Origin of the sequence: Nocardia neocaledoniensis (genome assembly GCF_003182135.1) — a bacterium.
GTDB lineage: Bacteria > Actinomycetota > Actinomycetes > Mycobacteriales > Mycobacteriaceae > Nocardia > Nocardia neocaledoniensis.
Genome location: NZ_QGTL01000006.1, coordinates 349,934 through 376,565 on the forward strand (window position 1 = coordinate 349,934; position 26,632 = coordinate 376,565).

The following is a 26,632-nucleotide window of genomic DNA, read 5'->3' on the forward strand; positions in this document are numbered from 1 at the left end:
GTCGGCAACCGCACTGCGGACGAGGTCGACATCGTGGATCGTGGCGATACCGTCGAAGCGAGTCGCGACGTGACGGATCGGACCCGAGTGACGGTGCCGCCTTTCCGAGATATCGCTCAGCTGGGTTGCCACCACGGCGCTGACGATCAATCCGGAGTCCCGCGCCCGCCGGATCCACCATTGCTCCACGTCAGCACCGCGCAGGGCGACAACCTTTCCTGGATTCTCATGTCCGCGCGGGGTCCGTTTGGTCGGGTTTCCGACGATACGAAACCGGACTCGGGTCGCGTTCGCGAGTCCGCCGAGCAGCCCGTCGAGACTCTTCGTCATCGCGTCGCGATACCCGGACGGGAGACGAGTCACGTCGGGCTGATACCTGCTCTGTACGAGCAGCGAGGTAGCAGTGCGTGTTTCCTCGACCCTGAACAACAGTCCGGACCGGCTCCGGGGATTGTCACCGAGTCCCGCCGGCATCATCGACATCATCGTGCGATGAAGCTGGACAGCGCTCGCGAGATCGCGCCGGACGGCATAGTCACGAAGGTCGAGCTGGATCCGAGTCAGCCACAGACTCATGACACCCCCATATAGGCAAACAACGCGTCCTGATAGTCGGCCGCGCGTGGTCGCCACATCCGCCGCGGTGCTTCACGGTGGGACGTGACGACGACACGGCTGTGGTGTCGACGACGAAGCGGGTCGAAGCTGACGGGAACGTCCGCCACCTCCGTGCACGGTCCGGTTCCGGACTGACCATCGGTGATGACGTCGATGCCGGACCGGTGCCGGGCGTGTATCGGCACCCTGGTCAGCAGGTCCTCGAGAGGGGTTTCGCTGCGTCCGATCAGCAACGGTTGTTCTGGTGGACACGACCGGCGGCCGAGGTAGAGCTGCCAGCGGGGACGGTTGATCGCATCAGCGAGTTCGCTGAGCAAGGCGTCCGGCCCCTCGACCGCGACGGTGAACTCTGCATCGGACAGGTAGTACCGGTGGGTGACGATAGTGCCCTTTCCGGCAGCGCGACGGCCACCCCGCGCGGTCACTACGGTGTGGCGGGCCGCGAGTCCTCCACCGACGGTGTGGAAGTCGCGGAGCTGGATGCCGGGGCGGTCGACGCGGATGGTGAACCGAAGTTGCTCGAACCGTGCGAGGCCGGCCTCGTCGGATCGTTCGATGCCGTGCGCGGCAGCGAACATGCCGACCAGTCCGGAGCGGGTGGGGAACGGTTGGGTGTCACGGCGCGCGAACGCACTGTGTTCGCCCCAGCTCTGCAGGGGCGCCGCGAGTCGCAGTAGCAAACCGCTCATGCGCTGGAGCCGGGGTAGGCGACGGTCGCCGCAGCAGCCAGCAGCTCGGTCACGGACTCGACTCGGCTACCGAGCCCGGCGAAGTCGGCATCGTCGACGGTGGCGAACCCCGACCAGCAGACGGTGTCGGCGGTCCACATACGAGACAGGCGAGTCGCGTACTCCGACAGTCGCTTTCGCGACGGCTCAGCCCATCCGCGCCCACCCGCCCGAACCGGTGCCTCGAACGCCGCGGCGAGCGAGACCGGGCGGTCCGACCGTACGGCGACATGCACGAGCTCGGGAAGGGTTTGCGCCGCCGTCGAGGTCTGTTTTCCGGTGGGGACAGTTGTCGCGAAGGCCGTCAGGAATGCGCCCGTGAGATCTCGCGCGAGCGGGGCGTCACCTGCCAGGTTCGTGCTCAACCCTTCGAGGTCGATGTTGGCGTAACGGTAGAACACTCCCGCGGAGAACTCGGCACTGTTCATGTGCCCGCTGCCTCGCGTCTCGGACGGCACATCGTCGACCGCGGTGAAGAAGTCGATCTCCAGTTCTGTCCCGTGCGTGGTGAACGCGTGCGCGACTTGCACCGCGCCGTCGACCTCGCCGTCAGGCAGTTCGGCCAGCATTCGCCCTAGCAAGTGGATGCTGCCGTTCCTGCTGCTGAGGATTGCGGCGACGTCCGCGGTCGGCAGCGCCGCCGTGGCCTTCTTCGCTGCGGCTTGCTTTTCGATCTCGGGGCGATGCTTCTCCGCGAGCGCGGCCAAGGCGTCCAAGGCGTCCGTCGGAAGGTACAGCAGGACTGAAGTGCTGCCGTTGGCTTCGACCGCCAGCCCGTCCTTCTTCGCGTCCTTGACCGCCGAGCGGAGTACCTGCACACCCGCGGCGTCGGCCAGGTCGCGGCTCCATCCCCGCGCTTGCAGCCGTCGGCTCACCTCCTTCGCGACGCGGCGGGTCCGGACCGCGTAGGTGCCGGTCGCCCGCTCGACGGCGTGCCGGGTGACCCGCTTCCACGCCTGGCTCGATACCCGGGTGCGTTCGACTCCGCCGTAGACCAGCTGCTTCGGCGAGCCGAGGTCGTCGCGGTTGAGATTGCTGTACGGCACGGTCTGCAGGAGGTGGATGTCGAGGAACCGCGGCGCCTGTGTGCTCGTCAAAGCTGTTCGTCTCCTTGCGCCTCGGAATCGGTCGGCGTGCTCTTCCGACGGTTGATGGTGTGCAATGTGCGGTAGAAGTCCTGCAGCCACCAGCGGGCGACAACATCGCGCGACAATCCCCAATCGGCCAGGTCCACGAGCAGGCGCTCCCAGGAGATCTCGACATCGCGCTCGCGAATCTGTTGTGCCAGCCGCGGCACCTGGCGATGCAAGCCACGGATGCTCTGCCGGCACAGGACCTGCAGCCTGGCGGCTGTCGCGTCTTCGTTGAGTCCCGCTGCGACAGCTTTTGCGAGCGAGACACCGAAGCTCGGGCCGAGAGCCGATCGTCGATGACTCCTGTCCTGCTGTCGGCCTTCGGATTCCGGCTGTGCTGACTGATCGCTCCCCAACCCCCGCGGGCCAAGCCGAACGTCGGACCCTGTCTCGCCCGGGACCGGGGGTGCGGGGTCGACCGTGACCGCGGTGCCGCCGCCTCGTCCGGGCCGGGGCTGTGCCGCGATCATGGCGGCCACCGCGTAGAACGCTCGCTCGACCGCCGCGTCGGCGCCGAAGGGAAGGTGTGGCGCGACGATACGATGGGCCCCGCGGGCACGGGGGTCATCAGGGGCGAGTCCCACGGTGCGGCGAAGCTCTGCGCGGGCCGCCCGACTGCTTCGGTAGATCCTGCTCGTGCGGTGGATGTGTTCGACCTGGCTGACGAGCGCGCGAGCGCGCGCGTCGACTCCGTGCCGATTCTCGGGCATGGCAAATCCTGTCGTCGGTGATGTCACGACGGCGTGCCGCCGATGTCGAACATCGATGCGCGTGCGCGTTCGATGGCGCGCCGGGCCCGCGGCCGTCGGCCCGCGCGCTCGGTGGTGGCACCGAATGCCCTCAGGCCGAGAGCTCTGAACCGCCGTGAAGCCTGGTCGAGGTCGCCTTCGCGAATCTGGCGCCAGAACTCACGTTCGGCAGCGGGCCAGTACCGAGCCGCCGCGGCGGCTTGCCATGGGCCGGCGGCGATGTCGGATTCGCGACGGACGGGTCCGGCTTTCGGGCTGGCGACGGGCACGCTCTCGACGCCGCCGTTGGATGGATCGTTGACCGCGATCCAGGCCGAGCGCACCGCTCGATCCAGTCTTCTCGCCACCATTTCCGCGGTCATGCGGGCCCGACTGGCGGCTACGGCCGCCTGCCGATCCGCGACCATGCCGAACACAGCGGGCGTGGTCGAGGTGTACCACTGCCGGTCGGTAGCCTGGGCCCGGTCTTGGTCGAATCCGAACGCACGCACCCGCAAAGCGTCGAGAAGCTGCGTGTCGGCGAGAAGCTTCGCGCGCGCGAAAACCGAAGGACAACTGCTGTGTTCGTATCCGACGTCGTCGAGCAGTACTCCGTCCACGTCTCGCCACAGCGCTCGATCAGCGTCGGCGTAGCGCGGATACCGCCGTCCGGTCTTGCTGAGCTGGTAGATCAGGAACGGATCGTCGGCGGACCAAGCCGGCTCCCGCACACCCCACGTCCGATAGCCATCGATGACCCGTTCTCCGTCTTCGGAACCGATCAGCAACAGCGCGTGACAGAATCGCCCGGTCAGCACTCCCCCGACCCCGTAGGCCGGATTCGGTGGCATCAGCGGATCAGGAAGCTCCGGGAGCTCCCACCACGCGAAATCCGGACCGTGCCGCGTCGCGTCGTACGGCAGGTAGGGAACCGACACCATCAAAGACTCGAACACCGACCGGCCGACCGGGTGGTACGAAACGAGCCCGCGCAACGGCGCCGACTTCGCAGTGGCGTCGGTCCAGGCGCCGACCCTGCGCGCCGTGCAGCGGCCCGGCGTCCCGTGATACAGCTGGGCGATCAACTGCAGCGCTGCGTCACCCGCACTGATCGGCACCGGATCACTGTCGCGGTGATGCGACAACCAGGACTGATTGTTTCCGGCCGGGCGGCCGAGAATCAGGGTGTTCAGCCCGCTGGTCCGAGCGCACTGACGCGAAAGTCGCGGGTCCTGCAACCACGGGCGGTCGGCGTCGAACAGATCGAAACGCGAACTGTAGCTGTCGAAATAGGCACCGATGGCGGCACCGTCGAACCGACCATCGGCGAGTACCGCATCGCGGCGGGATAGCCATTCGTGTTCGCCCAGGTCCGGGTTGTCCAATCCAGTGATCCTGGCAGCGATCACGGTGAGGATCCGCCACAACCCGGTCGCCGCCGGCACGAGGCACACCGCAAGATCCTGGATCGAATGCGCTTCGCGGAACAAGGATTCAAGGCTCTCGACCCGGCTTTCGCTCTCCCTGCGCACAGGAATCCAGGGAAGGGTTCGCAGATTCACCTGATCGTCACTTTCGAGCTGTCCCCACCGACTTCGAATGTCTGCGATTTTCGCGACAACGGCAGCGTAGGGGATTCCCAACGCTGGCAAGCAGTCTCATGATGCCGGTACCCGCGCGGCCCAATTTCCCCTCTCCTTCCGAACCTGCCGGCTCGCGTCGGGCGCAGATCGCAAGCGTTCGATCACGTTCTCGGCGGCGACGAGTTGCGCGATGGTCAACTCGACCGCCGAGTACCCCGGATAGGGGTAGAGCAGAAGCTCAGTGGGCGCGTATCCACCATCCCGAGCCAGCGTGTGCACCGTGATCTCCGTCGCGTCGCCGGGTCCGAGCCGACCGGCCAAGGCCTGCAACCGAACCCGATCGTCCGGATGGAATACGTCGGTCGGTTCGAACAATCCGCTCCACCGAACCCACGGAGCCGGCTCGGTGAGCCAATGCGAGATCGTGCCCTGGTCCAATTGCATGATCGCCAGATGCGTGCCCGCACGGCGATGTGCCTCACGGAGCCCGAAGTGGTCGAGCGCGGACCATGTCAACGGTTCCGCATCGGCGGTGAGATCTTCGACCAAGAGCCATGCGCCGCGAGTCTGCGCGTCGCTTCGGGCCCGCACAGTGATCCGCCATACGCCCCGGCGCCCTGTCCGGCTCGCGACCGTCGCTTCGAACTGCAGCTTCTGACCGGTTCGTGGCGCATACAGCAGGTCGAGCACCTCGACGTGCCGGTCGAATTTGGACACCCGCTGGAACAACTCCGCCACGGAGAGTCTTGGCGCGTATTCTTCGGCGCCTGAACCGGTCAGGTGCCGAATGCCGGTGGGCTGATGGATCACCTGAGAGGGGAGATCCCAGACCAAGCCCGCTGCCGCGGGAAGCGCGGGCACCCGTGCGAGTGCAGGGCCGAGCCACAGCCGGACGGCGTGGACATCTCCGCTCGGCCCCGGCACGGTCCGGACGAGGAGTCGCTGCTCACCGGCGCCTGTGGCGAAACGGAGATCCGCGTCCTCCGCGTGATCGCGCGCCGAGGCGATGAGGTGGACGAGATCACGAGTCGTCAGCACGTCGTAGAGGGCCCGGTTCTTACCCAGCAGGCGTTGGAGTACGCGCTCGCACGAAGCGAATGCCCGCGATTCGGCTCCTACCGACGCCACCGCGATCGCTTCCGGGGTCAAGGTCTCCACCGTTATCCACGGAACCATCACGCCTCCCTCCGTCATGTTCAGATCAAGCAGGCACAAGCACCTGTGTGCATCAAGTCCGACTCTTCCCCGCACCGGGAGTCCCGGCATCGGTGAGGCGCGTACGACCGCGCGGTGTTGGTACCTACGTGAGTGGCGTCAGCGCCCTCCGCATGCGCCGATCAGGACCACAACTGGCGACATGGGAGGGGCGGATCGCGGTGGGAGATGTTCTTGTCGATGGTGACGACCACACCGACCGAGGCGGCCGCGGCCGCGAAACTGCTGGCTATCGCGTGATAGTCCTCGAAGTCGAGTTCGATCGCGGAGCAGTCGAACTGTACGTGAATGTGGCAGAGTTCTTCGTCCCGACGAACGTCGTCGCGCGGATTGTCGTGAGGTGAGTACATGTCGCAGCTTCCGACGGATGATCTGTTCCGCTCTCGGCTGCAAATTCACGCGCAACGCTGGGCGGTATGTCGAGCGTCACGCTTTCGGTAGGTGTCCGTCATCCGTATGCACAACCGCAGAGTTGATGTGCGGTGGTGGAATTGCCGACGTAGGCATCACCTCGGTTGTCGACGAATCCGAGAGCTGACCGTGCCGTCAGGCAGTGAGCAGGACACTCACGCGCGGAACCACATGCCGTCAGCGGAACAATATCCGACGGCACGATACACCGCGTCGATGAGAGCCTGACCTCGATCATTCACCCCGAGACCGGAACCCTGCCGGTTCATCGCATAACCGAACGACATGCGTGCGCTCGGGTCCGCGAATCCCAGCGAACCGCCGATGCCTGCGTGTCCGAATGCGGCGTCGCTCAACAGGATTCCCTCCCTGTCCCCCGCGGCCAGGTGCCGGTTGTCGATGTGTTTCACGAATCCGAGGGCGAAGCGGGTAGGTACACCGAGAATTGCATCGATCGAGCTCGCGGATTCCACCGCGCTCATGAGCGGGATCTGGCTCGGTGCCACCAGCTGCACGCCGTCGAAGGAGCCGCCGAGTGCGAGCGGCCGGTACATGCCGGCGAGTCCGCGGGCATTGGTGACACCACCGATACCGCCCATCACCGCCGCATGGGCAGCTCTCGTGTCGGACTCGCCCGGCGTCATGTATCCCCCCGAGTTGAACAGCATCAAACCTGCCGCTGATCCCGGCTCTGCCATGGCAGTCCGGTACAGCCCGGGGACGTCGGTGCCAGGCGCGGTGAAGTCGGGGGCGATCGTGGGCGCCACCCGCGCCTCCGCCGATTCCGGCAACCCGAGCCAGAAGTCGAGCCCGAGTGGGTCACTGACCTGACTGCGGAAGAAGTCACCGAGCCCTTGCCCGGAAACTCGGCGGACGAGTTCGCCGACCAGGAATCCGAAGGTCAAGCCGTGATACCCGTGACGGGTGCCTGGCGTCCAGAACGGCTCCGTGCGGGCCAACGCGCCGGTCATCAGATCCCAGTCGTAGAACGCACCGTGCGGCAGCGGTTCGCGAACCGCGGGCAGACCGGCTTGGTGGCTGAGCAGGTAGCGCACCGGAACATCCGCCTTGCCCGCGGCCGCGAACTCCGGCCAGTAACGGGTGACCGGGGCGTTGATATCGAGCTCGCCACGCGCGATCAGCAAGTGCGCACACAACGCTGTCGCGCCCTTGGTGCTCGACCACACATGCACCAGGGTGTCCTCGGACCACGGGCGCCGCGATGCGGCATCAGCGAGCCCGCCCCACAGATCGACGACGGTTTTGCCCGCCACCGTCACGGTCAACGCCGCACCGACCTCGCCGCGCTCCGTGAAGTTCCGCATGAACTCCTCGCGAACGCGCTCGAATCCGGTCGCGACCGTCCCCGCGATCATCGGCACAGAGTCTGCAATCATCGGCCTACCTTTCTCATAAGTCGCGCTGACCGGCCGATTCGTCACACGGCGACTTGGCCTGCGTCAGCATCGTTTCTGCCCGCTGGGGCGATGGTGGTGGCGAACCGCTGGGCGTTGGCGATTCGCTGTTGCCGCGTTGTTCCGGCGCTCCGCTCGTAGTACTGGTCGAACGCCGCAGCACCCGCCGCAGGCGATTCGGCAGCCGCGGACCTGAACTTCGCGAAGGCTCCGGATTCGGAGGTCGTCAACTCATGCATCATGAAGTCGACCTGCGCCCGCCAATCCCCGACCCGATTGCCCGCGAAGCTGCGCAGGGCATCGTCGCGGCCCCCTTCCCACTGGATCAACCCGATCGCGCCTTCGGCGTGATTCACCGCGCCGGTGTCGAAGTTCGATTCGGTCTGCATATTGCCGAGAATCGCGACCGCCTCGTTGTGTGTGAGACCGTACTTCCCGGTCAGGTACCGATAGATATCCGTGGCCCGTGCCTGCTGCCCGCCGGACAACGGCTGAGCGCCCGCGGACGAGGAGTTGATGCCGGAACCCCGAGATGCCGACCGACGTCGGCCACCGCTCGATCCGCTACCCGCGCTGCTGCTGAGCGGACTCGAGCCTCCCGTTGAACTACCGCCCGATGGCAGTGCCGCCGAGGTGGCGGGGCTGCCGCCCTGCGAGCTTGCCGTAGATTGCGGTCCTTCTGCGGGCCTACCAGCCTCGGCGCCTGGTTCGGCCGGTGCCGAGGATCGAATCGACTGCGCGATCTGTTGCAGTGTCGAGTCGAGGGCCACCATTCGGTCGGTGGCCCTACTCACCGAGCGAGCAACGGCCGCGAGAAGCTTCACCTCCACATCGGGCGCCAGGTGCCAGGGTGGATCGGGATTTCGCTCTGTCGGCGTGGCACGTATTGGTGGAGGGGCGTTCGCCAGCGTTTCGCGGAGTTCCTCGGCGTACCCCTTGATATCGGAATATGCGCTCTCAGTCGCGATTGCCGCAAGGGCCGCAGCGGCGCCGACATTCCGGTCGCTGTCCCGGATCGAATCCCGTGTTCGATCGACAACCGAGACGGCCTCGCGGTACTTCTCGATCATCGTCGACCCGAACGATCGCATGGCGCCGGTCGCGACCGCTTCTTGAAGGTCGGAGCCCGGCGGATGAGTCGGCGCGGCCACGGCTCCTGTGCCCAACTGCCGCAACAGGCCTTCGAGCATCTCCTTGCCGTGGTCGATCGCGTCGACCAGCTCGCGGGAAGCGCCCTGCGGCTTCGGCATCGGTTGCAGACGGTGCCGCCCGGGGACCGGCGAGTCGGGCTCACTGAGCACGGTCATGTCCATCCTCCGTTCCAGGGCACCACACATGGCGCGATAGCCGGGCCTGTGCTGTCACGGGCCAGTATCGGGGGTCCCCTGCGGTGGGAACATCACCATCGGCGCCCGAGCGCGAAGGAGGAGGCCATGGCACTCAGGTGTGCCTGCTTCGGTTCAGGATGTCGACATAGTGGGGATTGCACATGATACCGAGGATGTTTCCGAACGGGTCGATCACCGACGCTGTGGAGAACCCTGATTCCTCGCCATGGTGAGTGATCGGCAAATGCAGCGTCGCACCCAGTTCCAGTAGCCGGTCGAGCGCCGCCTGCAGGTCGTCGACGTGCCAATACGCGATGGCGCCCGCAGAGGCTGCCGCACCCGGAGGTGCGAAGCGTTTGTCTACGAAACCCAGCTCGTGCTCGTAGTCTCCGACTCTGAACTCGATATACGCCGGTTCGCCCTCGGGCGGGAAGGCATAGTACGCCTCGATACCGAGGACTGCGCCGTACCAGGTCTTGACCTCCTCCAGGTCGTCTGCATAAAAATTCGCAGTTGCCAGTCCTCGAAGCACGTCGACACCTCGTTCCCGTCGTTGCCGGGCGTGATTGCCCGCTACCTCCGATCACAGGCGATTTCCTCGCATTCCGCATCGGTAGCTCAGGACGTCTGGCTTCCTTCCAGCTACCGATCCGCTTACCGATGCGACGGCCACCATTCCTCCGCCAGCCTCAGTCCCGGCGACTGCTGTGTCGCCGACACGAAAGGAATCACGTGGGAATCAGGATCTCTCGAAGGGCCATGATGGCCGCCGTTCCAGTGCTCGTCGCAGTGCTCGGTACGGGACTCGGCGCGTCGGGCACCGTCGCCGTCGCTGCCCCCGCACCGGTCACGGACGACTACGCCGCAATCCAGGAATTCAAGACATCGAACGAGGCCGGCTGGTTCTACACCCTCAGCCAGCCAGAGGCGGATTCCGCTGTCCATCAGCACGGATTCACCGCGACCGAGCCGATCGGCTCCATGCACACGAAAGCAGGCCCCGGCACCGTCGCCGTCCACCGCCTGCGCCTCGCGGTCGGTGGCCCGTCGTACATGCTGTCGGTGTCCGCGAATGAAATCGGCAATCCGAAGTTCGTCGACGAAGGCGTTGTCGGCCACGTCGATTCGGTGCCACAGCCGGGCCAGACCCGCCTGCTTCGATTCAGCAAGGACAACAAATGGCGTGTGCTGTCCGACCATCCCGTCAATATCGCTGGGATGTTCCAGGCCGGGTACTCACTCGACGGGCCGATCGGATGGTACCGGTCGTGACCGGCCCGACTCGGATCGATCACGCGCCAACCCCCGGCTGCACGGACCGGCGACCTGCTCGGAGGCCGCGTAGTGCGTAGTGGCTTCCACTACCCCGGCTGGTGGGTGAGTGGCTCGGCGATGATTGTCGGGCCTCTGCTGCTCCTTGCGGCGGCGCTGCTCCGCGCGCCGTTTCCGATGTTCTTCACCCACCAGCTCGCGGCCGTCCAATCACATCCTCGGGTGATGACCGCGGCGTATATCGCTTTCGCCGCCGGCACCGTCGCGCTGTGGCCCGCGATCACGCATCTGGCCGCCGATATCGGGCGCATCAGTCCCACCCTGGCGGTCTGGGGTGGATCGCTGGTCACCTTGGGGCTCTTCACCAGGACCTTTCATGCCGGAGTCGACCAGACGGCGTTCGGCCTCGTGCGGCATCATGACGCCGAGTTCGCCACCGGTATCGTCGCGGAGTCCTATGCGGATCTGCACCTGTTCCAGTTTCTCGCATTCAGCATTCCTCTCGGATGGCTGGTGCTGGCCTTCGGCGCCTACCGGTGCGCAGTCCTCGGCCGCGTCCGAGCTGTGGGCCTCGCGCTCATGTGCGCGCTACCGCTCGGAGTCCTGAAGGGCACCGAGATTCTGTCGGTGGTCGCACTCAGTGGACTCTGCGTCGCGCTTGTCCCCACCGGATTCGAGCTCCTTCGGCAGGCCCCTCGACCGACGCCACGCACGATCGCGCTGACGATCGCCGCGCTGGCCGGATGCATCGCCCTCGCGGTTGTCGGGGCGTTCGGCTGACCGGATCACCCGAACAGCTCCGAACTCACTCGCCACCGACCGAGTCATCGGGTGCCGCCGCCGGTTCTCGCTCGGTCTCCCGGGCGACGCGACGTTCACGCAACCGCTGTGACCAGGCTGCCGAGGCCGACAACACCGCCGTCCCTCCTGCCACCCACGCCCAGGGGGTCAACCCGGCGGTGGTGTAGGTGACCCGGTTGACGCCCGGCACCGGGATTTTGCCGTTGCCGGACAACCATCGGAGCACGAGGCCGAGGTGCGCTCCGAGGTCCCGCATCGGTTTGACCGCCAGCATTTCCCGTACCTCCGGCGCCTTGTTGTTCAGATGAACCAATGCCAGCGCGATACAGATCGATAGCGCGACCGATGACCACGCGGAGGCCCGAACCATCCCACTGTTCCGGAACCACAGTCCGAAAACCACGCCGAATACGGTGACAGCCGCGGCCAGGGATGCCAACACCGCCCAGGTTCCGTTGATCCGGGCCGCCGGAGGCGGTGACGCCGACCAGAGTGCCACCAGCGTGCTCGACACCCGCATCTTCCCGAACGGGTTCACCGTGATTCTGCCGTCTGCTCCCACAGCCTCGACCCACGGTTTGAACAGCAGCAGGAAGGTCGCCACACTTCCGACCGCGGCGACAACATAGCCCCTATTGCCACGAAGGATTTTGCCGAATCCCGCCGATTCCGTCTCGCCGAATACTCGCTCCAGAATCCAACGCGTTCCGTTCTCAGCGCCGGTATGACTTGATTCGACCATTGCTGCAGTTTAGGACCGCGATATTCGTCCGGCCCGCACCATCATTACCCACACTGGGAAGGCATCAGATTTCCGCGACCCGCCGAAAAGCGCTGGCACGCTTGGCTGTGCGGAGAGTGGCGCCCGGGCGTGGTTTCAACGTTCCGCCCGGCACCGCCGCTGGCAGATCGCGGCCGGACGTCGGTTCCAGGCGCCACTGGGCGGCAATGTGCGCCAACGCGAGCGTCGCTTCGGTGAAGCTGAAGTTGTCGCCGAGGCATTTCCGGGCACCCATGCCGAATGGAATCAGTTCTGCTCGCGGATGACGCGGGTTCTCACCGAGCCACCGATCCGGGTCGTAGCTTGCGGGACTCTCATACAGATCGGCGCGGTGATGGATGAGATGCGGGCTGCACACCAGCGTGGTGCCCGCGGCGATGCTGTACCCGCCGAGTTCGGCGTCCGTGGTCGCGGTCCGGGTGAGAATCCAGACCGGCGGGAAGTGCCGGAGCGTCTCCATCAGGAGAGCCCGCGTGAAAACCAACTGCGACAGATCGCCGAAGCTCAGTCCGCGGACGTCGATGGCGGCGACCTCGTCGTGGAGCCTGTCCTGCAGGGCCGAGTTGTGGGCGAGCACGTGCAAGGTCCACGACAGGAGGTCAGCCGTCGTATCCGTCCCGGCGATGAGGAACGCCATGACCTGGTCGCCGACGCCGGGATCACCGGGCCCGGCCCCGCACGCGCTGGACTCGCTCGCGAGAATGATCGAGAGCAGATCATTGCCCTCGGTCGCGTCGGCTCGGCGATCGGCAATCAGTCCCGAAACCACCTGTCGCAGCCGCTTGTTCGCGATGCTGTATCGGCGCTGGCCCGGTGTCGGAAGGTCGCGTACCAGGCGCGGGGTCAGCATCCGGCGATAGATGCCGGCAGTGACCACCGAGACGTCATCGATCATGGTGGGAAGATCCGCGGCTCCCATGCGCGCGGAACCGAAGAGTGTCGCGAGCAACGTCCGCACTGACAGCAGATGCATCTGGGCCAGCGCATCGATCGTTCCGCCGTCATGCCAGCACTCGGTGACGCCGGCGATCGCGTCCAGCATCAGCGGCAAGAATCCAGTCAGGCGCTCGGATCGCAGGGCGGGCTGAAGCGAGCGGCGTTGCTCACGATGCTCGGCGTGGGGGCACGTGATCACGTTGTTCCCAGCCGCATCCCGCGCCCTGTCGTACAAGGCGCCACCCTTGTCAAAGGTGCGGTCGTCATGCAATACCCGGCGGGTCAGTTCCGGATCGCAGACCACAATCGCCGCCGAGCCTCCGATCCGCACGACGACCAGGTCCCCGTAGCTGGGCAGGGTGGCCAGGAACTTGATCGGGTCGCGAAGCAGCGGGATGGCGTGGCCCAGGACCGGAACGGCTCCGGGCGCGACCCGGATCGATGTGCGCGTGCTCATACCGATCACGCCCGGCCCGCTCGCGCCGCGGAGGAGGTGCACATCGTCTCGCCGAAGGCCTCGGCGTCCGACATCAGTCCGGCTACTCCATCGGACAACCGCGCGCAAGGATTCAGCCCGCTCAGTTCGGCGGCGCCGGTGGTGACTCCCAGGAAGGCCCGCCTGATGGCGAGCCCCTCGGGAGGTTCGAGGGAGAAAGTTCGCCGGATCGCCGCGTCGACGTCGAGGTAGAGACGCTCGTCGGAGCGGTCGCGCGCATCGTCGTGGCCGACGATGGCTTGCCGCCAGATCTGGCCGATCAGTGGCCGGAGTTCGGCATCGGCTTGTCGGCGGGCACACTGGTCGGTGATCAATCGGTCGAGCACCGCGTCGAAGAACTCACACCATCGTGCATCCAGCGCGCGCAGCTGCGAGAGGTCATCGAGTTCGTCGCACGCCGTGAGTATTTGCTCGGCGATGGCTTCGCAGTCGCGTGCCGCCATCGCGCCCGGCGCACCCACGAAACTCCGTCGAACGGCTCGGCGGGCCAGTTCGCGCGCCGGTGACACCGCGTCCGAGGGCGCGGCGTCCTGCGCAGTCCACAGCGGCTCCCAGTTCGCTGCGTGGAGGGTGTCTCCGGAGCTCAGGTGAGTGCGGGCGGCGGCGAGCAGCCTTGCTCCTGCGGCCGGCCACGCGAAGGCTTCCTGAACGTAGCCACCCACCTCGGAGTATGTGGCCAACTGACGCTGCACGACATACCGCGGAGTCACCAGGTAGAAGAGGAGGTTCCCCATCGAAACCTCCGCTGCCGCTTCATGGCCGAGTTCCCCGCACGGGCACTCGATGGCATCGTCGGTCGCGCGTGCACACGCGTCCCCGTAGCCCATGACGGCTCGACTGCCCCGCATCGCGAACGCGACGCACAGCTCGTTGAGCCACTCCCCCTGGGTGTAGTCCGACGCCACATCGATGATCTCGTCGTACCGGATGCCATTGTCGAGCGCGCGTTTGATTCTTCCGCAGCGGTCGGCCGCCGAGAAGTTCCCCTGTCGGTCGGTGAGGTGCCGGTAGCCGGACTCGCTCATGATGGCGCGGAGGATGACGTAGTAGACACCGTCCCAGATGCGAGCTCGCAGGACCTCGGTCGGTGTGACCGGATGGCCATTCGCGTCGAAGTAATCGGCTGGATCGTCGACGCCGCGTACGGCAGACACCGCGGTTGCCTTCACCTGCATGAACGCGTCGGCGACGATCAGGTCCCGCAGGACTTGGGTCGCGATATCTCCGCGCAAGCAGGCCAGCCCCTCACTGGCGGCGGCGAGATATTCCTCGCTGCCGAAGGTTCCCGCGGCGTCGGCCACGCCGACGTAGTCGACTGCGGTGGTGAGGCAGAAGGCCGATCCCCACAGGTCGGGCATCCGACCGTCGAGGCACCGGGGGAAGCACCACGCGAACCACGAGGCGAAGTAGTCGCGAATGGCCATCGTCGCGGCGTCCTCGGGCGTCGCGGCGTTGCGCGCGCAGTATTCGGGAATCAGCCGGTTGATCTCGCCGCCCTTCTTAGGGGCAGCGGCCGCGAGCGCGGTCAACAATCGCCCGCCCGGGGCGGAGGAGAGATTCACTCGGACCGACGCCGCCGCGGCCATCACTATCGCTGTGAGCGGACTGGCCGATACGCTGGCGACGACTTCAGAGGAGAAGACCGTCTCGATAGCCGCGACGGCGAGTCGGTCACCGGCAGCGTGACGCGGCACGGCCGACGATTCGTAGGGAGTGTAGGACGGATCCCGGGCCAACCAGGTCCCCGTGCGCACTTCGTCTCGACTCGGCTCGCGTACATCGTCTTCTGAACCGAATTCCAACCCCGACAGCCGTCCGGCGCAGCCGGCGCCGCCGATCAGGCCACACGCGGCCGCGTCCCAGATGTTCATCGGGACGCGGCCGTCGACCCGTAGTCGGTGCATGTCCTCCGGCCGAAACCCGGCGGCGGGAGAATTACTCGTCGACATGGCACCGATTCCTTCAGCTTCGAGTCAGCTGGTCTCGGACTTCCGCGCCTCGACGACCTCGAGGAAGTGCGGATTCGTCATGATCCCGAGGATGTTGCCGAACGGGTCGATGACGGAGGCGGTGATGAACCCGATGCCGTCGCCATGATGGGTGACCGGATCGTGGTCCTTCGCCCCGATGGACAGCAGGTGCGCCAGCGTCTTCTCCAAGTCGTCGACATGCCAATAGGCGATCGCCCCCGCCGGCTCTTCCGACTTGGGATGCGGAGCGAACCGGACATCGACAATTCCCAGCTCGTGACCGAAGTCTCCGATCCGGAACTCGACGTAAGCGGGTGGACCTTCATGTGGGAACGAGAAGTAGGATTCGACGCCGAGCGCCTTGGTGTACCACTCCTCCGCGGCAGCGATATCGTCGGCGTACACCGTGACCGTTGCGAGTCCACGAAACATCGGATGTCCTTTCAAAAATTGCGGGAAGCCCCGTCGCCTCACCCTTCCGCGAACACCCGGGCGACATCATCGGTAGGTCATCGGTATCTACCGACGGACCCGTTCGACGGCCATGCCGATCCTGGTCGCGTGACAGCGCTGCGACCGGGACGCCACCCGCTATCTCGCGGATCTCGGCTGACGTCCGGGCCGTCGTACGACTTCGGCGCGAACCCGATCTCGCAGGTCCCGCGGGACTAGGTCGACGATCTGTTCGCGAGCCGATATCGACAGCTTCCGGAGTACTGAAGCGACCTGAGAATCGACAGTGCGTATCGAACTGCCTCGGCGAACGGCTATCTGCGTGTTGGTCCAGCCGGCAGCGGCGAGGACTGCCACCGTGGATTCGGCGTCGGACAGTTCGGTCCAGACCGAGCCGGGCTCAGGCGCGGTCCGGCCGAGCGGGATTCTTCCCATGGCCAGCGACTGGAGTTCATCGCGATCCACCCGGAGCTTCCTGCCCTCTGCCACGGCACCGGCGAATGCCTGCGCTCCGAGCGCCTCGCGCGCGATTCCGATGGCGTTCGAAGTGCTCGCGGAGAACGGTCCCATACCGCTGATGTCGATGCTGGTCTCCGCGACGACGGTCTCGATTCCACCCGCCAGGTGACCTATCTCCCCCGACAGCGCGGTCACCCGCGTCCGGTCTGCCCTGCTCACACGCAGCCGCTCCACAATCGAGGCGAGTGTGCACATCCGGAATTGGATCGCCCAGAGTTCTCCCCACCTGTTGCGAGCGCCGATCATGTCATCGAGCGCGGCCCGCTCCAATCGCAATGCCTCATTCGGCCGTCCCAACCTGGTCAGTGCCACTGCCCGCGCCAACTGCGCCCACGAGCGCGCCCACGACGCGCCGAGGTCCCGAACCCGCTCGAGGTATCTCGCCGTCGTCTGCTCGGCGGCCTCGTCGCTACCGAATACCCCGGCCGCCAGCGCTACGAAGAGGTCGGCGGCCACCGCTCGCCCGATATTTCCCGCCGCGTAGTACTTCGCGGTCGCCCGCTCCAGGACCGACAGCGATCTCGGATCGCCCTTCACGATCAGCAATTCGAATCCCCACGCGCATTCGACGGCAGCGGGCAGCTCGGTGTCCGCTCCGACGACAGCGCGCCAGTCCGCCTGTGCGACGTCGTCGCCGAGACATATCCGCACACATTCGTCCAGCATGGCCGCAGCGTCCTCGTGCGCCCCTTGGCAGATGGTGATTCGTGTCAGCAGGGCAATCGTTTCCAGGCGACGATCCGCCAGTTCCCGATTCCGATCGCGACCGGTAACCGCCTCAGCGGCACCGTGCTGCTGGGTAGCGGCGAGCGCTCGGTCCGACCACAACCGAATCTCACGGAAGGAACAACCGAGGAACGGCCACCGAATCTCGAGGAGGCCCCAACAGATCTCGAGCGCGAGCCCAGCATGTTCGGGGTCTGCCACGCTCCGCTCGAGCGCGGTCAGAATGTTTCCCCATGCCGCTCGCGCCCAGTCGAGGTACTCCCGCTCTCCGGGGCCGCTCCAGTTCGCTGTGGCGGCGGCGAGCTTGTCACGGTAATACCGCAGGTGCCGGTGCTCCAACCGCGCGCGCTCGTCCATGCCGTGATGGGAGCGCTGTGTGAGGCGGTACTGGGCGTACACCCGGATGCTCTCCAGCAGTGAGTACCGCACCGTCGTCGGGGTGAGGTGGATCGCGACAAGCGACTGATCGACCAACCTGTCCAGGAGATCGGGAATCGTTTCCGGTGTGACGCCACTCGATGCGTTGGCATCGTCGGAATCCGAACACACGGCAATGATTGCCTCCCGGTCCGCCCCGATGTCGGGCCCGGCGCCACCCGCCGCGTCTTCGGGGTTCGGTTCGTAGCCCGCAGCGAACACCGCCATCCGCTCGAACAGAATCTGTTCGGGCTCCTCACAGAGTTCGTATGACCATGCGACGACATCGCGGACTCCACGGTGCCGGGTATCACTTCCCACCCTCGGCGCATCCGACCACTGCATTCTCCTGTCGGTGGGCTCGCCGCTCAATTCGTCGAGAATCATCGACAACGGCTTGCGGGTCAATCGCGCGGCCGCGAGACGGATATACAGGGGATGGTTGTCCAGGTGATCGCAGATCTCGGCGATCAGCTCACGCTCGCCCAGGCCTGCCGACGGACGGCCGACGAGCTCCGAGCGCAATCGGAACAGCTCCACGGCCTGGTCGACCGACAGTGGCGGCACCGACACCCGGTACTCGTCGGTCCACCCGATCGTTCCCCGGCTCGTTGCCACGATACTGAGGTTCGGCGCCGCCGCCAGCAGCTGATCGATCACCTCGCCCACGGCTTCCAATACATGTTCGCAGTTGTCCATGACCAGCACGGCTTCCGCGGTGCCGTCGGTTCCCGACAGCGCGCCGATGATCGCCTCCCACCCTGATCTGGGCGAAAAGTCGGTCTCCATCACCGCGTGGGCGATCTCTTCCTCGATCGAAGCTGCCGATGCCCCGGCCGGCAGCCGGGCGAGCCGAACCCAGTACACCGGGGTGCCTGTACTCCGGTGAAATCGACTCGTCGCCTCGGACGCCAGCCTCGTCTTCCCGATTCCTCCTGGACCAACGAGGGTGACAAGTCGCGCCGACCTGAGCAAGAGCGTGATGACCTGGTCCAGCTCTCCCTGCCGGCCGACGAACGCGTAGGGGTCGGCCGGCGAGCCACGCCTTCCGGAAAGGTCTCGAACGCCCATGACGCCAACATAGTCGGCACACTCCGCGCTCCGACGGCCTCTTCGCGCACGACCGAGGAAGTGTCCCCGTGCAGTCCCAGTTCAACGCGCTACAGCTGGGGACGCCGCTGACGCTCAGGGCGGCGAAGCGCCTCAGCGCGGACTCGGTCTTCGAGGCCCGGGGGAACCAATCGGCCGATTTCGTCCCGAGATGAGATCGTGAGTTTGTTCAACACCGAGGCGATCTGCGAATCCACCGTCCGGATCGAACTCCCCCGGCGAACCGCGATCGCGGTATTGGTCCAGCCCGCCGCGGCGAGCACCGCCACATCGGACTCCGCCGGCGACAGCTGGTTCCAGGCCACCGCCGGATCCGGTGCCTGTCGGCGCAGGGGCAGCTCACCCATTGCCAGCGAATGCAGCTCGCGACGATCCATCCTGAGCTCCCTGCCCTGCGCCAGGGCGGCGGCGAACGCCTTCTCGCCGAGGGTTTCCCGAGCGATCGCCAACGATTGTTCCGACGCAGACGCAAAGGGACGAAGGCTGCCGAACTGGATGCCGGCCTCAGCGACGAAGGCCGAGGTCCCGCCAGCGAGTTGCGCGATTTCCACCGCCACATCCGTTCTGCGTGCCCGATCGGGCTTGTCTGCCCGCATCGACTCCAGAACCCGCGCGAGCGTCCAGATCCGGAACTGCGCGGCCCACAACCCACCCCACTGGTCCCGAATGCGCGACATACACTCCAGCGCGAGGCGTTCCAGATGCAATGCCTCGCTCAGCTTGCCGGCCCGGGTGAGCGCCACAGCCCGGGCCAGCCGGGCCCAGGACACGAGCCAGCCACCACCGTAGCCTTCGGCACGGGCGAGGTGCCTGGTCGACAAGGTTTCGGCTTCGTCGTCGGTGCCCAACAGGCCGGCCGCTATCGCACCGAAGAGCTCCGCCATGACCGACCGCCCGATATTGCCCTCCTCGCGGAACTTCTCGACCGCCCGGCCGAAAACGGCGATCGCATCAGGATCGGATTTTACCATGAGCAGTTCGAAGCCCCATGCGCACTCCAAGGCGGCGGACAAGCCGCTGCCCGAGGCGGCCGACTGCCGCCAATCCACGCTTCCGGTGGGGTCACCCAGGCACAGGCGCGCGCACTCCTCCAGCATCACCGCGGCATCCTCGTGTACGCCCTGACACAGCGCGATCCATGTCAGGAGGGAGAACGCGTTTTCCCGGTCTTTCGACACCTTCGTGTCCAGCCCGGTGGTCGCGGAGAGTGCCCGTTCGGTCCATTGGCGAATCTCGCGGAATGAACAGCCGAGGAACGGCAGCCTCATCTCGAGCAGGCCGCGGCAGATCTCGAGTGCCAGGACGGCCTGTTCGGGGTCGAGCACGGCCCGGTCGACCGCTGTCGAGATGTTGGCCCACGCGGCTCGCGCCGAGTCGACGAGTTCCAGCTCGTCGGGTCCGCACCAGTGGGTGGCGGCGAAGGCGACCTTGTCTCGGTAGTACTGCAGATGGCGGCGTTCCAACCGTGGGCGTTCGTCGCGGGAACGCCGCGCCAGGCGGTCCTGGGCGAAGATGCGGATGCTTTCCAGCAGTGAGTACCGCACCGCCGTCGGCGTGATGTGAATCGACACCAACGATCGGTCCACCAGTTGATCGAGCAGGTCGCCGATCATTCCCCTCGTAATGGCGGCGGGTGCGACAGTACCGTCCGGATCGGAGCACACCTCCTCGATCGCCTCGAGTTCGGCGCCGACATCGAGCGCTCCGTCCGCGGAGTCCTCGGGATTGACGTCGTATCCGGCCGCGAAGACCGACATCCGCTCGAGCAGGACCTGCTCGTGCACGTCACACAGGTCGTACGACCAGGAAATGACGTCCCGGACGCCACGGTGCCGGGGGTCGGTCCCGACTCGCGGCGCGTCCATCCACCACATCCGCTGATCATCGGTTGGTTCACCGGTGAGGTCCGCCAGAATCACCGGTAGTGGTTGGCGAACCAACCGTGCTGCCGCTAGCCGAATATAGAGCGGGTGATTGTTCACATGCCGGCAGATCGCGGCGATGACTTCGCGCTGGTCCGGAGAGATCACCGGGCGGCCGATCAGCTCCGAACGCAACTTGAACAAGGCCACTGCCTGCTCATCCGACAGGGGCGGCACAATGAACCGGTGCTCGTCTATCCATCCGATGGCACCTCGACTGGTCGCCAGGATGCTCAGATGCGGAAGTTCTCCGAGCAGGCGATCGGCCACCTCCCCCACCCCGTCGAGAACGTGTTCGCAGTTGTCCATGACGAGGACCGTCTGTCCGGCGCGACCATCATTGCTCGACAGCGCGTCGATGATCGCCTGCCATCCGGACCTCGACGAGAAGTCGGTTTCCATCAGCGCGTGCGCGAGTTCCTCCTCGACCGCGGCAGCGCCCGACCCGGCGGCGAGTCTCGCCAATCGCACCCAATGCACCGGGGTATGGGTGCTCCGCTGAAATCTGGCCACTGCCTCGGAGGCCAGACGGGTCTTGCCGATCCCGCCCGGTCCGATAAGGGTGACGAGCCGTGCCGACCGGAGGAGCAGGGTGATGATCTGATCCAGCTCCGGTTGCCGGCCCACGAATGTCGACGGACCTACGGGCGAGCCAGGCCTTCCAGAGCGGTCTCTAGCACCCATAACGTTGACCCTAGTCCTTCCTCTCGCCGCGAAGAGAACCTCGCGACCCGACTCGCCAGTGCTTCATCGATCAGCGAATATCGCCCGTGCCGTGAGCCCTTTGCCGGTCACGAGGTACCGGACCGCGCACACGCCGATCCCGATCCGGTGCCACGCTTCATCCATGACCTGCCAAGTGGTCGACCGCTCCGTCGATCAGCACCACGAAGCGCGCAGCGGGCAGATTACCCAGCCCCCGTTGGAGCCGGTACCGGGAAGGCGGTGCGAGCCTTCACGGCGGTAATGGTTGCGGTAGTACTCCCGGCGTGCATCGTCCTGGTCGGCCAGTGTCCGCGGGTCATCGGACTCGTGGTGACGCCCCATGGGGTCGATGTGATCCCATCCGGTGCTGTCGTGCCCACCAGGAGCGTGGCCCGACCGTGGTTCGGCTCCCGCGACGGCGGGGGTCATCACCGCACCGCCGAGGATCGCGCCGATCAGCGCGGCGCCGAACGCCAGCTTACGAACGCTCGAGGGTTTGCCGTGCGTGTTCATGTCCGACTCCAGACTGCTCAATATGACTGCCGACACATAACGTGCCGTTGTATAGCGGCACGTTAACAAACGGGTCGTGGATCACATCACCCAAACATTCCCAGCGCTGGGAAGGATCATTCCGCGCCTCGGACCGCCTACGTACGTGTCGCCGACTACTCCTGCGTGGCCGTTACCGATGCTGGCCGTAATCGCCGCGCGGGAGCATCGCCACAGCTATCCACGTCGAGCCGCAGCGAGGGGACAGTCGGCACGACAACGGCGATCAGGAAAGAAAGATGAAGAGCAACCGTTGCATTCACTGCGCCAAGGAGCTGTCCTCCGACACGGACCGACAGCGCGGGATCCACCGACACTGCGCACAGCTCAAGGGAACACTCGTCACACCGATGACGACCATGGACTGGCACGCTGTGGCGAGATGGCTGGATCCGGGCCATCCCGCAGCCGTCGGGCAAATGGGCGCGGAGTGAACCGGCAGCACCGGCGAATGCGAATACGGCGCATTCTCAACAGTGGGAGCAGCGCCCCGCCGGCGCCGGTCTACGGTCCGGGAATGAAACGCGCGCAGTACATCTCAACCGGTATCACATCGGCGACCGTCCTCGCGATCGGTCTGCTGAGCGGCTGTTCAACCAGCGAAAACACCGCATCGACCGTGTGCTCCCCCATCTCCAACGGCACTTCTGTGCCCGCCTCCCGCGCAATGAACGCATCGAGCACGGACCCTGAGATCAATTCGGGTTATCGCTCCGGAATGACCGCGGTCCGCACTTCGACGTTCGCCGTGTCGACAGCCAATCCACTGGCCTCGGAGGCGGCGTGCCGCGTGCTGCGTGATGGCGGTACGGCGGCCGATGCCGTCGTCACCGCGCAGGCGGTCCTCGGGCTCGTCGAGCCGCAAGCCTCCGGTATCGGGGGCGGCGCTTTCCTGGTCTACTACGACGCGGCGAGCGGACAGGTCGACACCTACGACGGGCGTGAGACCGCACCCGCTGCAGCCACCGAGAACGACCTCCGGTGGGTCAGCGACACCGATCGCCGCGCACCGCAACCGGATGCGCGCGCGAGCGGCCGATCCATCGGCGTTCCGGGCGTACTCCGTATGCTCGAGATGGCCCACCGCGAACGCGGCCGGACCAGCTGGCGGGAACTGTACGAACCCGCAATCGCACTCGCGGACCAGGGATTCGACATCAGCCCTCGCTTGGCTGCCCAGATCGCGGAATCAGCGTACGGACTCGCCAGGGACGGCGCCGCGAGAGAGTACTTCCTGAATCCTGACGGTTCGGCGAAATCCGCCGGCACCCGGCTCACGAACCGGGCCATGGCGAAGACCCTCGGAGCCATCGCCAGCTCGGGTGCGGATGCCTTCTATACCGGCGCCATCGCCGAGGCGATCGTCGCCTCCGCGACCTCGACGGAACACGACCGCACGCCCAGCCGGATCACCACCGCCGACCTGGGCAGCTACCAACCCAAGCGGCGAACCGCGCTCTGTTCCAAGTATCGAACCCACGAGATCTGCGGTATGCCCGCGCCTTCCTCCGGTGGTAGCACGGTCGCCGCAACGCTCGGCATCCTGGAGCATTTCGACCTCGCGGCGCTGCGCCCCGCCGACGCAGCGGGATCCAACCCGCGGGACGGTGCCAGGCCGACGGCCGAGGCGGTCCACCTGATCACCGAAGCAGAACGACTCGCCTACGCCGACCGGGACAAGTATGTCGCCGACCCCGAGTTCGTTCCGATGCCAGGTGAATTGCCCCGCGCGTTGATCGCGCCGAAGTACCTGCAAGAACGCGCGGCGCTGATCAACCCGAATCGGAGTATGGGGATCGCGAAACCCGGTGAGCTGGGCGCGGTTCCGCTGGGAGTCGGTCCGCAGCCGCCCGAGCACGGAACGAGCCATATCTCCGTCGTCGACACCTACGGCAATGCCGCATCGATGACCACCAGCGTCGAGTCCGCGTTCGGTTCCTTCCACATGACCGAAGGCTTCCTGCTCAACAACCAGCTCACCGATTTCGCCGCCGACCCGACTGGTGCCGATGGCACTCCGGTTGCCAACCGAGTGCAGCCCGGCAAGCGGCCCCGTAGTTCGATGGCGCCGACGCTGGTGTTCGACCGGACTGCCGACGGGGCTCGCGGTGATCTCACCCATGTCATCGGCTCACCCGGTGGCTCCGCCATCATCCAGTTCGTCGTGCGGACACTGATTGGCGTCCTCGATTGGCGCCTGGACCCGCAGCAAGCGGCCTCCGGCGTCTCCTTCGGCGCGAGCAACAGCCAAACGACCGCGGTCGGCGGCGAGCACCCCGCAATCGACGCCACAGACGACGGGCGCCACGATCCACTGGTGACCCGGCTGCGCGAACTCGGCCACGTGGTCTCGATCGCGCCGCAAACCAGTGGGGTCAGCGCATTGAGCAGGGTCGACACCGGATGGATCGGTGGCGCCGACCCGCGGCGCGAAGGCGCCGTCTTGGGCGACACTCCCTGAGATGGAAGTGCTGGCACGACGTCACCCATCTCCCGTCATTGGCCAACGGCGGGAGGTCCAGCCATCAAGCCAGGCAGACACGTGACGGCCAGAATCGATGAACTCCTCAGGCGGGCCAGACACGAGCTCGAGGAATCGCTCCGGCGAGCTGCTGCTGACCTGCAGCAGCTCGCCGCGGAGGTCCCACAGGAGATTCGGAAGACAGTAAGCGCCGTCGACGGATGTGAGCTGGCGGAAAGAAAGGCCATCCACGCCCCATCACACGCGCAAAGGCCAGTGCATGAAGTCGGGCCACCGATTGTCATCGGGCATGACGCGCTGGAAAGGATTGCGAAGTTGCACGGTGAGGACGTGGTTTTTCACGGCACGCGCTATCCGATTCCAGAGTTGGAGCCGCGCCAGGCGTATTGGAAGAGGCCCGATGGCATTCCGGTGCCAGATGGGGAGCCCGCGATCTGCGCGAGCCGCCAGACCGACGTGTCAACGTTCCGCGCGCTGGTGAAAGGACGGATCCAGGGATGCGACTACTTCACCGATCACACGGGGCAGACGGTCTACCGAGTTCCAGCCGATCGGTTCGACGCCCTGCAGGGCCCGGACCGGCGAGGATTTGTCCATGTACTTCCGAGTCGAGACTTCGACGATGTCGAACTTCCGGTACCGACTGGGTGCAACGGTCCCGAGCCTGGCGGGGCCCGAGCCCGAGAACTACGCGCGCATACCCCGCAGGAGCCGCTGTGCATCGTGGAAGTGTCGGCCGACGAGTTCCCGTACCCGGTCGTACCGAACGACCGACCCGGCGATTTCGACAACCTGTCCAACCACTGACAGATACCTCTGGGCGGATAGACGTCCGACCGGAACCGGGGGTCACCGCAGGCACTGACTCCCGGTTCCAACTCCGGCGGCGGCATTGCGCAGCTGCCCCCGCGAGCCCAGACAGCGAGGTGACGCCCACTCTTCCAACCGACCATCTCGAATCGTCGCGCCGGTGGGCATCGTGGCGGTCGCGGTCGTCGATCACGACCGCCACAGCGCCGAATCAGCCGCCGATCGAGTACGTCGTCAAGATCCAATCGCCGAAGCCGGTGACGTAGTTGCAGTTGGCGCCCACGTCACTGCCTCGGTACTGGCTGGCCACCGCCTCGCACTCCCACTCGGTGGCGTAGCGGCCGACATAGGTGTCCGCGGTGGCTGTGCCCGCGGCCAATCCGGTCGCGATCACACCGAAAATCGCTGCAACCATGCCAATTCTCTTCATCGTGTCCCTTTCTCGATACCGGCGAACCGGCGTCCATGTCACGAGCTGAGCCTGCAGCAATCGGTGCGCAAATCTCATCGGTAGACCGGTCGGTATGAGGACGGACACGACCTTTCGGGTGCGGCACGCCCCGGTCACGGGGTGCGGCGGCTGGCTCTCACCGATCCTGGCTCGGCGGAGCAGCGGGGACATCGGGCAGGGCCGCGCTCAGTTCGACGTCCTGACCCAGTCGGCGACCGACGAGTGTCTCGACATAGTCCGCGACCACCCGGCTCGGAACCGAGCGCAGCACCGTCACCCGCTCGGCGAATTCCGTGACGTCCGCTGCGCCACCTTCCGATGCCTCATACCGTGCCAGAGCGGTTCGCCGCACGAGGTCCACGGTTCGCAGGGCGATTCCGTCGGCGACCACGCGGAGCTGCTCGAACTCCGCGAGCGCGTCGGCGGTCGGTACACCGGAGTCAACGAGCACATCCAGGCACCGGATCAGGTCAGGGTTCACGATTCGGTAGGTCGTCGCGTCGAGCGGCTCATAGAGGCCGGCCGCGACACCCCGCGCGGGCCCGTTGGGCACATCGCGGAATCGATCGGCGAGCTGGCTCGCCGTGATCGTCGTCGCGCCGGGGCGAGCCTCATCGACCGGCTCGGTGGACTCGTCGACCCCCAGGATGTCGCCCAGGTCATCGCCGCGTCCCCACGCGTTCAGCAGTTCCCGGATGCCGTTGAGCTTGATGCCGCGGTCGAGCAACCTGCTGATGGTGCGCACCCTTTTGAGGTGGTCGTCGCTGTAGTAGCCGGTTCGTCCCTTGACCTGTGGCGACGGCAAGATTCCGCGTTCGTGGTAGACGCGCAGACTTCGAACCGTTGTACCGGCCTCACGCGCCAGTTCATCGATCGTGTACTCCACACCCGCTGCCATGAGTCAAGGAAACCACAACCCGGACGGATGGTCCGCACAGCAGCGTGCACTGGGTAACCGCAGAACGGCTGCGGGGGTCACTCGGCGGGCAGGGTCACCCCGGTCGCCTGGGCGATGTCGGCCAGCATCCGCTGTGCCGCCTGCACGCCGATGCCCGACATCCAGGTCTCGT

The 26,632-nt window shown here is 66.1% G+C and carries 23 protein-coding genes; 5 read left to right on the top strand and 18 right to left on the bottom strand.

The window, feature by feature from the left end; genetic code table 11:
• The 6 genes from DFR69_RS34545 to DFR69_RS19135 form a co-directional block, all read right to left on the bottom strand.
• The coding region (locus DFR69_RS34545) for a type I-E CRISPR-associated protein Cas6/Cse3/CasE (RefSeq protein ID WP_110038940.1) at nt 1–576 on the bottom strand (576 nt) is incomplete at its 3' end.
• Nucleotides 573–1,307 (bottom strand): type I-E CRISPR-associated protein Cas5/CasD, encoded by a 735-nt coding sequence (gene cas5e, locus DFR69_RS19115; RefSeq protein WP_110038941.1) that lies wholly within the window; start codon nt 1,305–1,307, stop codon nt 573–575. The genes DFR69_RS34545 and cas5e, both read right to left, overlap by 4 nt.
• Nucleotides 1,304–2,443, bottom strand: coding sequence for a type I-E CRISPR-associated protein Cas7/Cse4/CasC (gene cas7e / locus DFR69_RS19120; RefSeq protein WP_110038942.1), 1,140 nt, complete (start codon nt 2,441–2,443; stop codon nt 1,304–1,306). The genes cas5e and cas7e overlap by 4 nt, the downstream gene beginning before the upstream one ends.
• Nucleotides 2,440–3,189, bottom strand: a complete 750-nt coding sequence (locus DFR69_RS19125; RefSeq protein ID WP_110038943.1) for a type I-E CRISPR-associated protein Cse2/CasB — start codon at nt 3,187–3,189, stop codon at nt 2,440–2,442. Before DFR69_RS19125 ends, cas7e begins: the two co-directional genes overlap by 4 nt.
• A gap of 23 nt (nt 3,190–3,212) precedes the next feature.
• Nucleotides 3,213–4,769 carry a type I-E CRISPR-associated protein Cse1/CasA gene (gene casA, locus DFR69_RS19130; RefSeq protein ID WP_167456329.1) on the bottom strand — a complete coding sequence of 519 codons (1,557 nt, stop codon included), beginning with the start codon at nt 4,767–4,769 and terminating at the stop codon, nt 3,213–3,215.
• Between the two features lie 96 nt (nt 4,770–4,865).
• Entirely contained in the window at nt 4,866–5,966 is a 1,101-nt protein-coding gene (locus DFR69_RS19135) for a GAF domain-containing protein (protein ID WP_244198355.1), read from the bottom strand.
• A gap of 200 nt (nt 5,967–6,166) precedes the next feature.
• Here DFR69_RS19135 and DFR69_RS34065 point away from each other — a divergent pair, with 200 nt between their 5' ends.
• Nucleotides 6,167–6,349: a hypothetical protein gene (locus tag DFR69_RS34065; RefSeq protein ID WP_146229352.1), complete on the top strand. Its 183-nt coding sequence runs from the start codon at nt 6,167–6,169 to the stop codon at nt 6,347–6,349.
• A gap of 222 nt (nt 6,350–6,571) precedes the next feature.
• On the opposite strand, the gene DFR69_RS19145 is transcribed toward DFR69_RS34065, so the two are convergent.
• From DFR69_RS19145 to DFR69_RS19155, 3 genes are all read right to left on the bottom strand, one after another.
• Entirely contained in the window at nt 6,572–7,813 is a 1,242-nt protein-coding gene (locus DFR69_RS19145; RefSeq protein WP_110038947.1) for a serine hydrolase domain-containing protein, read from the bottom strand.
• Between the two features lie 41 nt (nt 7,814–7,854).
• Complete coding sequence (locus DFR69_RS34070) at nt 7,855–9,138, bottom strand: phage tail tip lysozyme (protein ID WP_146229353.1); 1,284 nt, start codon at nt 9,136–9,138, stop codon at nt 7,855–7,857.
• 133 nt (nt 9,139–9,271) lie between these two features.
• The gene (locus tag DFR69_RS19155) at nt 9,272–9,691 is read right to left on the bottom strand and encodes a VOC family protein (RefSeq protein ID WP_110038949.1); all 420 of its coding nucleotides are present in this window, start codon (nt 9,689–9,691) and stop codon (nt 9,272–9,274) included.
• 200 nt (nt 9,692–9,891) lie between these two features.
• On the opposite strand from DFR69_RS19155, the gene DFR69_RS19160 reads away from it, so the two are divergent.
• Entirely contained in the window at nt 9,892–10,431 is a 540-nt protein-coding gene (locus DFR69_RS19160) for a hypothetical protein (RefSeq protein WP_146229354.1), read from the top strand.
• A gap of 105 nt (nt 10,432–10,536) precedes the next feature.
• On the top strand, nt 10,537–11,211 hold the full coding sequence (locus DFR69_RS19165) for a hypothetical protein (RefSeq protein WP_208644012.1): 675 nt from the start codon (nt 10,537–10,539) through the stop codon (nt 11,209–11,211).
• Nucleotides 11,212–11,236: 25 nt separating this feature from the next.
• Here DFR69_RS19165 and DFR69_RS19170 read toward each other — a convergent pair whose 3' ends face one another.
• From DFR69_RS19170 to DFR69_RS19200, 7 genes are all read right to left on the bottom strand, one after another.
• Complete coding sequence (locus tag DFR69_RS19170; RefSeq protein ID WP_146229355.1) at nt 11,237–11,974, bottom strand: hypothetical protein; 738 nt, start codon at nt 11,972–11,974, stop codon at nt 11,237–11,239.
• A gap of 64 nt (nt 11,975–12,038) precedes the next feature.
• Nucleotides 12,039–13,406 (bottom strand): cytochrome P450, encoded by a 1,368-nt coding sequence (locus tag DFR69_RS19175; RefSeq protein ID WP_146229356.1) that lies wholly within the window; start codon nt 13,404–13,406, stop codon nt 12,039–12,041.
• 5 nt (nt 13,407–13,411) lie between these two features.
• Nucleotides 13,412–15,394 (bottom strand): hypothetical protein, encoded by a 1,983-nt coding sequence (locus DFR69_RS19180; protein WP_146229357.1) that lies wholly within the window; start codon nt 15,392–15,394, stop codon nt 13,412–13,414.
• Nucleotides 15,395–15,418: 24 nt separating this feature from the next.
• On the bottom strand, nt 15,419–15,847 hold the full coding sequence (locus DFR69_RS19185) for a VOC family protein (RefSeq protein ID WP_110038955.1): 429 nt from the start codon (nt 15,845–15,847) through the stop codon (nt 15,419–15,421).
• Nucleotides 15,848–16,006: 159 nt separating this feature from the next.
• A complete protein-coding gene (locus DFR69_RS19190) occupies nt 16,007–18,397 on the bottom strand; it encodes an ATP-binding protein (RefSeq protein ID WP_186817450.1) in 2,391 nt (796 codons plus the stop codon).
• Nucleotides 18,398–18,690: 293 nt separating this feature from the next.
• Nucleotides 18,691–21,189 (bottom strand): helix-turn-helix transcriptional regulator, encoded by a 2,499-nt coding sequence (locus DFR69_RS19195; protein ID WP_167456330.1) that lies wholly within the window; start codon nt 21,187–21,189, stop codon nt 18,691–18,693.
• A gap of 252 nt (nt 21,190–21,441) precedes the next feature.
• Entirely contained in the window at nt 21,442–21,780 is a 339-nt protein-coding gene (locus DFR69_RS19200; RefSeq protein WP_110038958.1) for a hypothetical protein, read from the bottom strand.
• A 556-nt stretch (nt 21,781–22,336) separates the two neighbouring features.
• On the opposite strand from DFR69_RS19200, the gene DFR69_RS19205 reads away from it, so the two are divergent.
• Together DFR69_RS19205 and DFR69_RS34075 are read left to right on the top strand one after the other, a co-directional pair.
• Nucleotides 22,337–24,280, top strand: coding sequence for a gamma-glutamyltransferase family protein (locus tag DFR69_RS19205; protein WP_110038959.1), 1,944 nt, complete (start codon nt 22,337–22,339; stop codon nt 24,278–24,280).
• An 81-nt stretch (nt 24,281–24,361) separates the two neighbouring features.
• Entirely contained in the window at nt 24,362–25,108 is a 747-nt protein-coding gene (locus tag DFR69_RS34075) for a hypothetical protein (protein WP_146229358.1), read from the top strand.
• 214 nt (nt 25,109–25,322) lie between these two features.
• Here DFR69_RS34075 and DFR69_RS19210 read toward each other — a convergent pair whose 3' ends face one another.
• Both DFR69_RS19210 and DFR69_RS19215 read right to left on the bottom strand, forming a co-directional pair.
• Nucleotides 25,323–25,526: a hypothetical protein gene (locus DFR69_RS19210; RefSeq protein ID WP_110038960.1), complete on the bottom strand. Its 204-nt coding sequence runs from the start codon at nt 25,524–25,526 to the stop codon at nt 25,323–25,325.
• A 172-nt stretch (nt 25,527–25,698) separates the two neighbouring features.
• Nucleotides 25,699–26,460, bottom strand: a complete 762-nt coding sequence (locus DFR69_RS19215; protein ID WP_110038961.1) for a MerR family transcriptional regulator — start codon at nt 26,458–26,460, stop codon at nt 25,699–25,701.
• Nucleotides 26,461–26,632 lie beyond the last annotated feature (172 nt).

Excerpts from the sequence above, each read along its gene's own strand:
- cas5e (WP_110038941.1), bottom strand. The coding sequence starts at position 1,307 with ATGAGCGGTTTGCTACTGCGACTCGCGGCGCCCCTGCAGAGCTGGGGC.
- DFR69_RS19125 (WP_110038943.1), bottom strand. The coding sequence starts at position 3,189 with ATGCCCGAGAATCGGCACGGAGTCGACGCGCGCGCTCGCGCGCTCGTC.
- DFR69_RS19135 (WP_244198355.1), bottom strand. The coding sequence starts at position 5,966 with ATGGTTCCGTGGATAACGGTGGAGACCTTGACCCCGGAAGCGATCGCG.
- DFR69_RS19145 (WP_110038947.1), bottom strand. The coding sequence starts at position 7,813 with ATGATTGCAGACTCTGTGCCGATGATCGCGGGGACGGTCGCGACCGGA.
- DFR69_RS34070 (WP_146229353.1), bottom strand. The coding sequence starts at position 9,138 with ATGACCGTGCTCAGTGAGCCCGACTCGCCGGTCCCCGGGCGGCACCGT.
- DFR69_RS19170 (WP_146229355.1), bottom strand. The coding sequence starts at position 11,974 with ATGGTCGAATCAAGTCATACCGGCGCTGAGAACGGAACGCGTTGGATT.
- DFR69_RS19175 (WP_146229356.1), bottom strand. The coding sequence starts at position 13,406 with ATGAGCACGCGCACATCGATCCGGGTCGCGCCCGGAGCCGTTCCGGTC.
- DFR69_RS19180 (WP_146229357.1), bottom strand. The coding sequence starts at position 15,394 with ATGTCGACGAGTAATTCTCCCGCCGCCGGGTTTCGGCCGGAGGACATG.
- DFR69_RS19185 (WP_110038955.1), bottom strand. The coding sequence starts at position 15,847 with ATGTTTCGTGGACTCGCAACGGTCACGGTGTACGCCGACGATATCGCT.
- DFR69_RS19200 (WP_110038958.1), bottom strand. The coding sequence starts at position 21,780 with ATGAACACGCACGGCAAACCCTCGAGCGTTCGTAAGCTGGCGTTCGGC.
- DFR69_RS19205 (WP_110038959.1), top strand. The coding sequence starts at position 22,337 with ATGAAACGCGCGCAGTACATCTCAACCGGTATCACATCGGCGACCGTC.
- DFR69_RS19210 (WP_110038960.1), bottom strand. The coding sequence starts at position 25,526 with ATGGTTGCAGCGATTTTCGGTGTGATCGCGACCGGATTGGCCGCGGGC.
- DFR69_RS19215 (WP_110038961.1), bottom strand. The coding sequence starts at position 26,460 with ATGGCAGCGGGTGTGGAGTACACGATCGATGAACTGGCGCGTGAGGCC.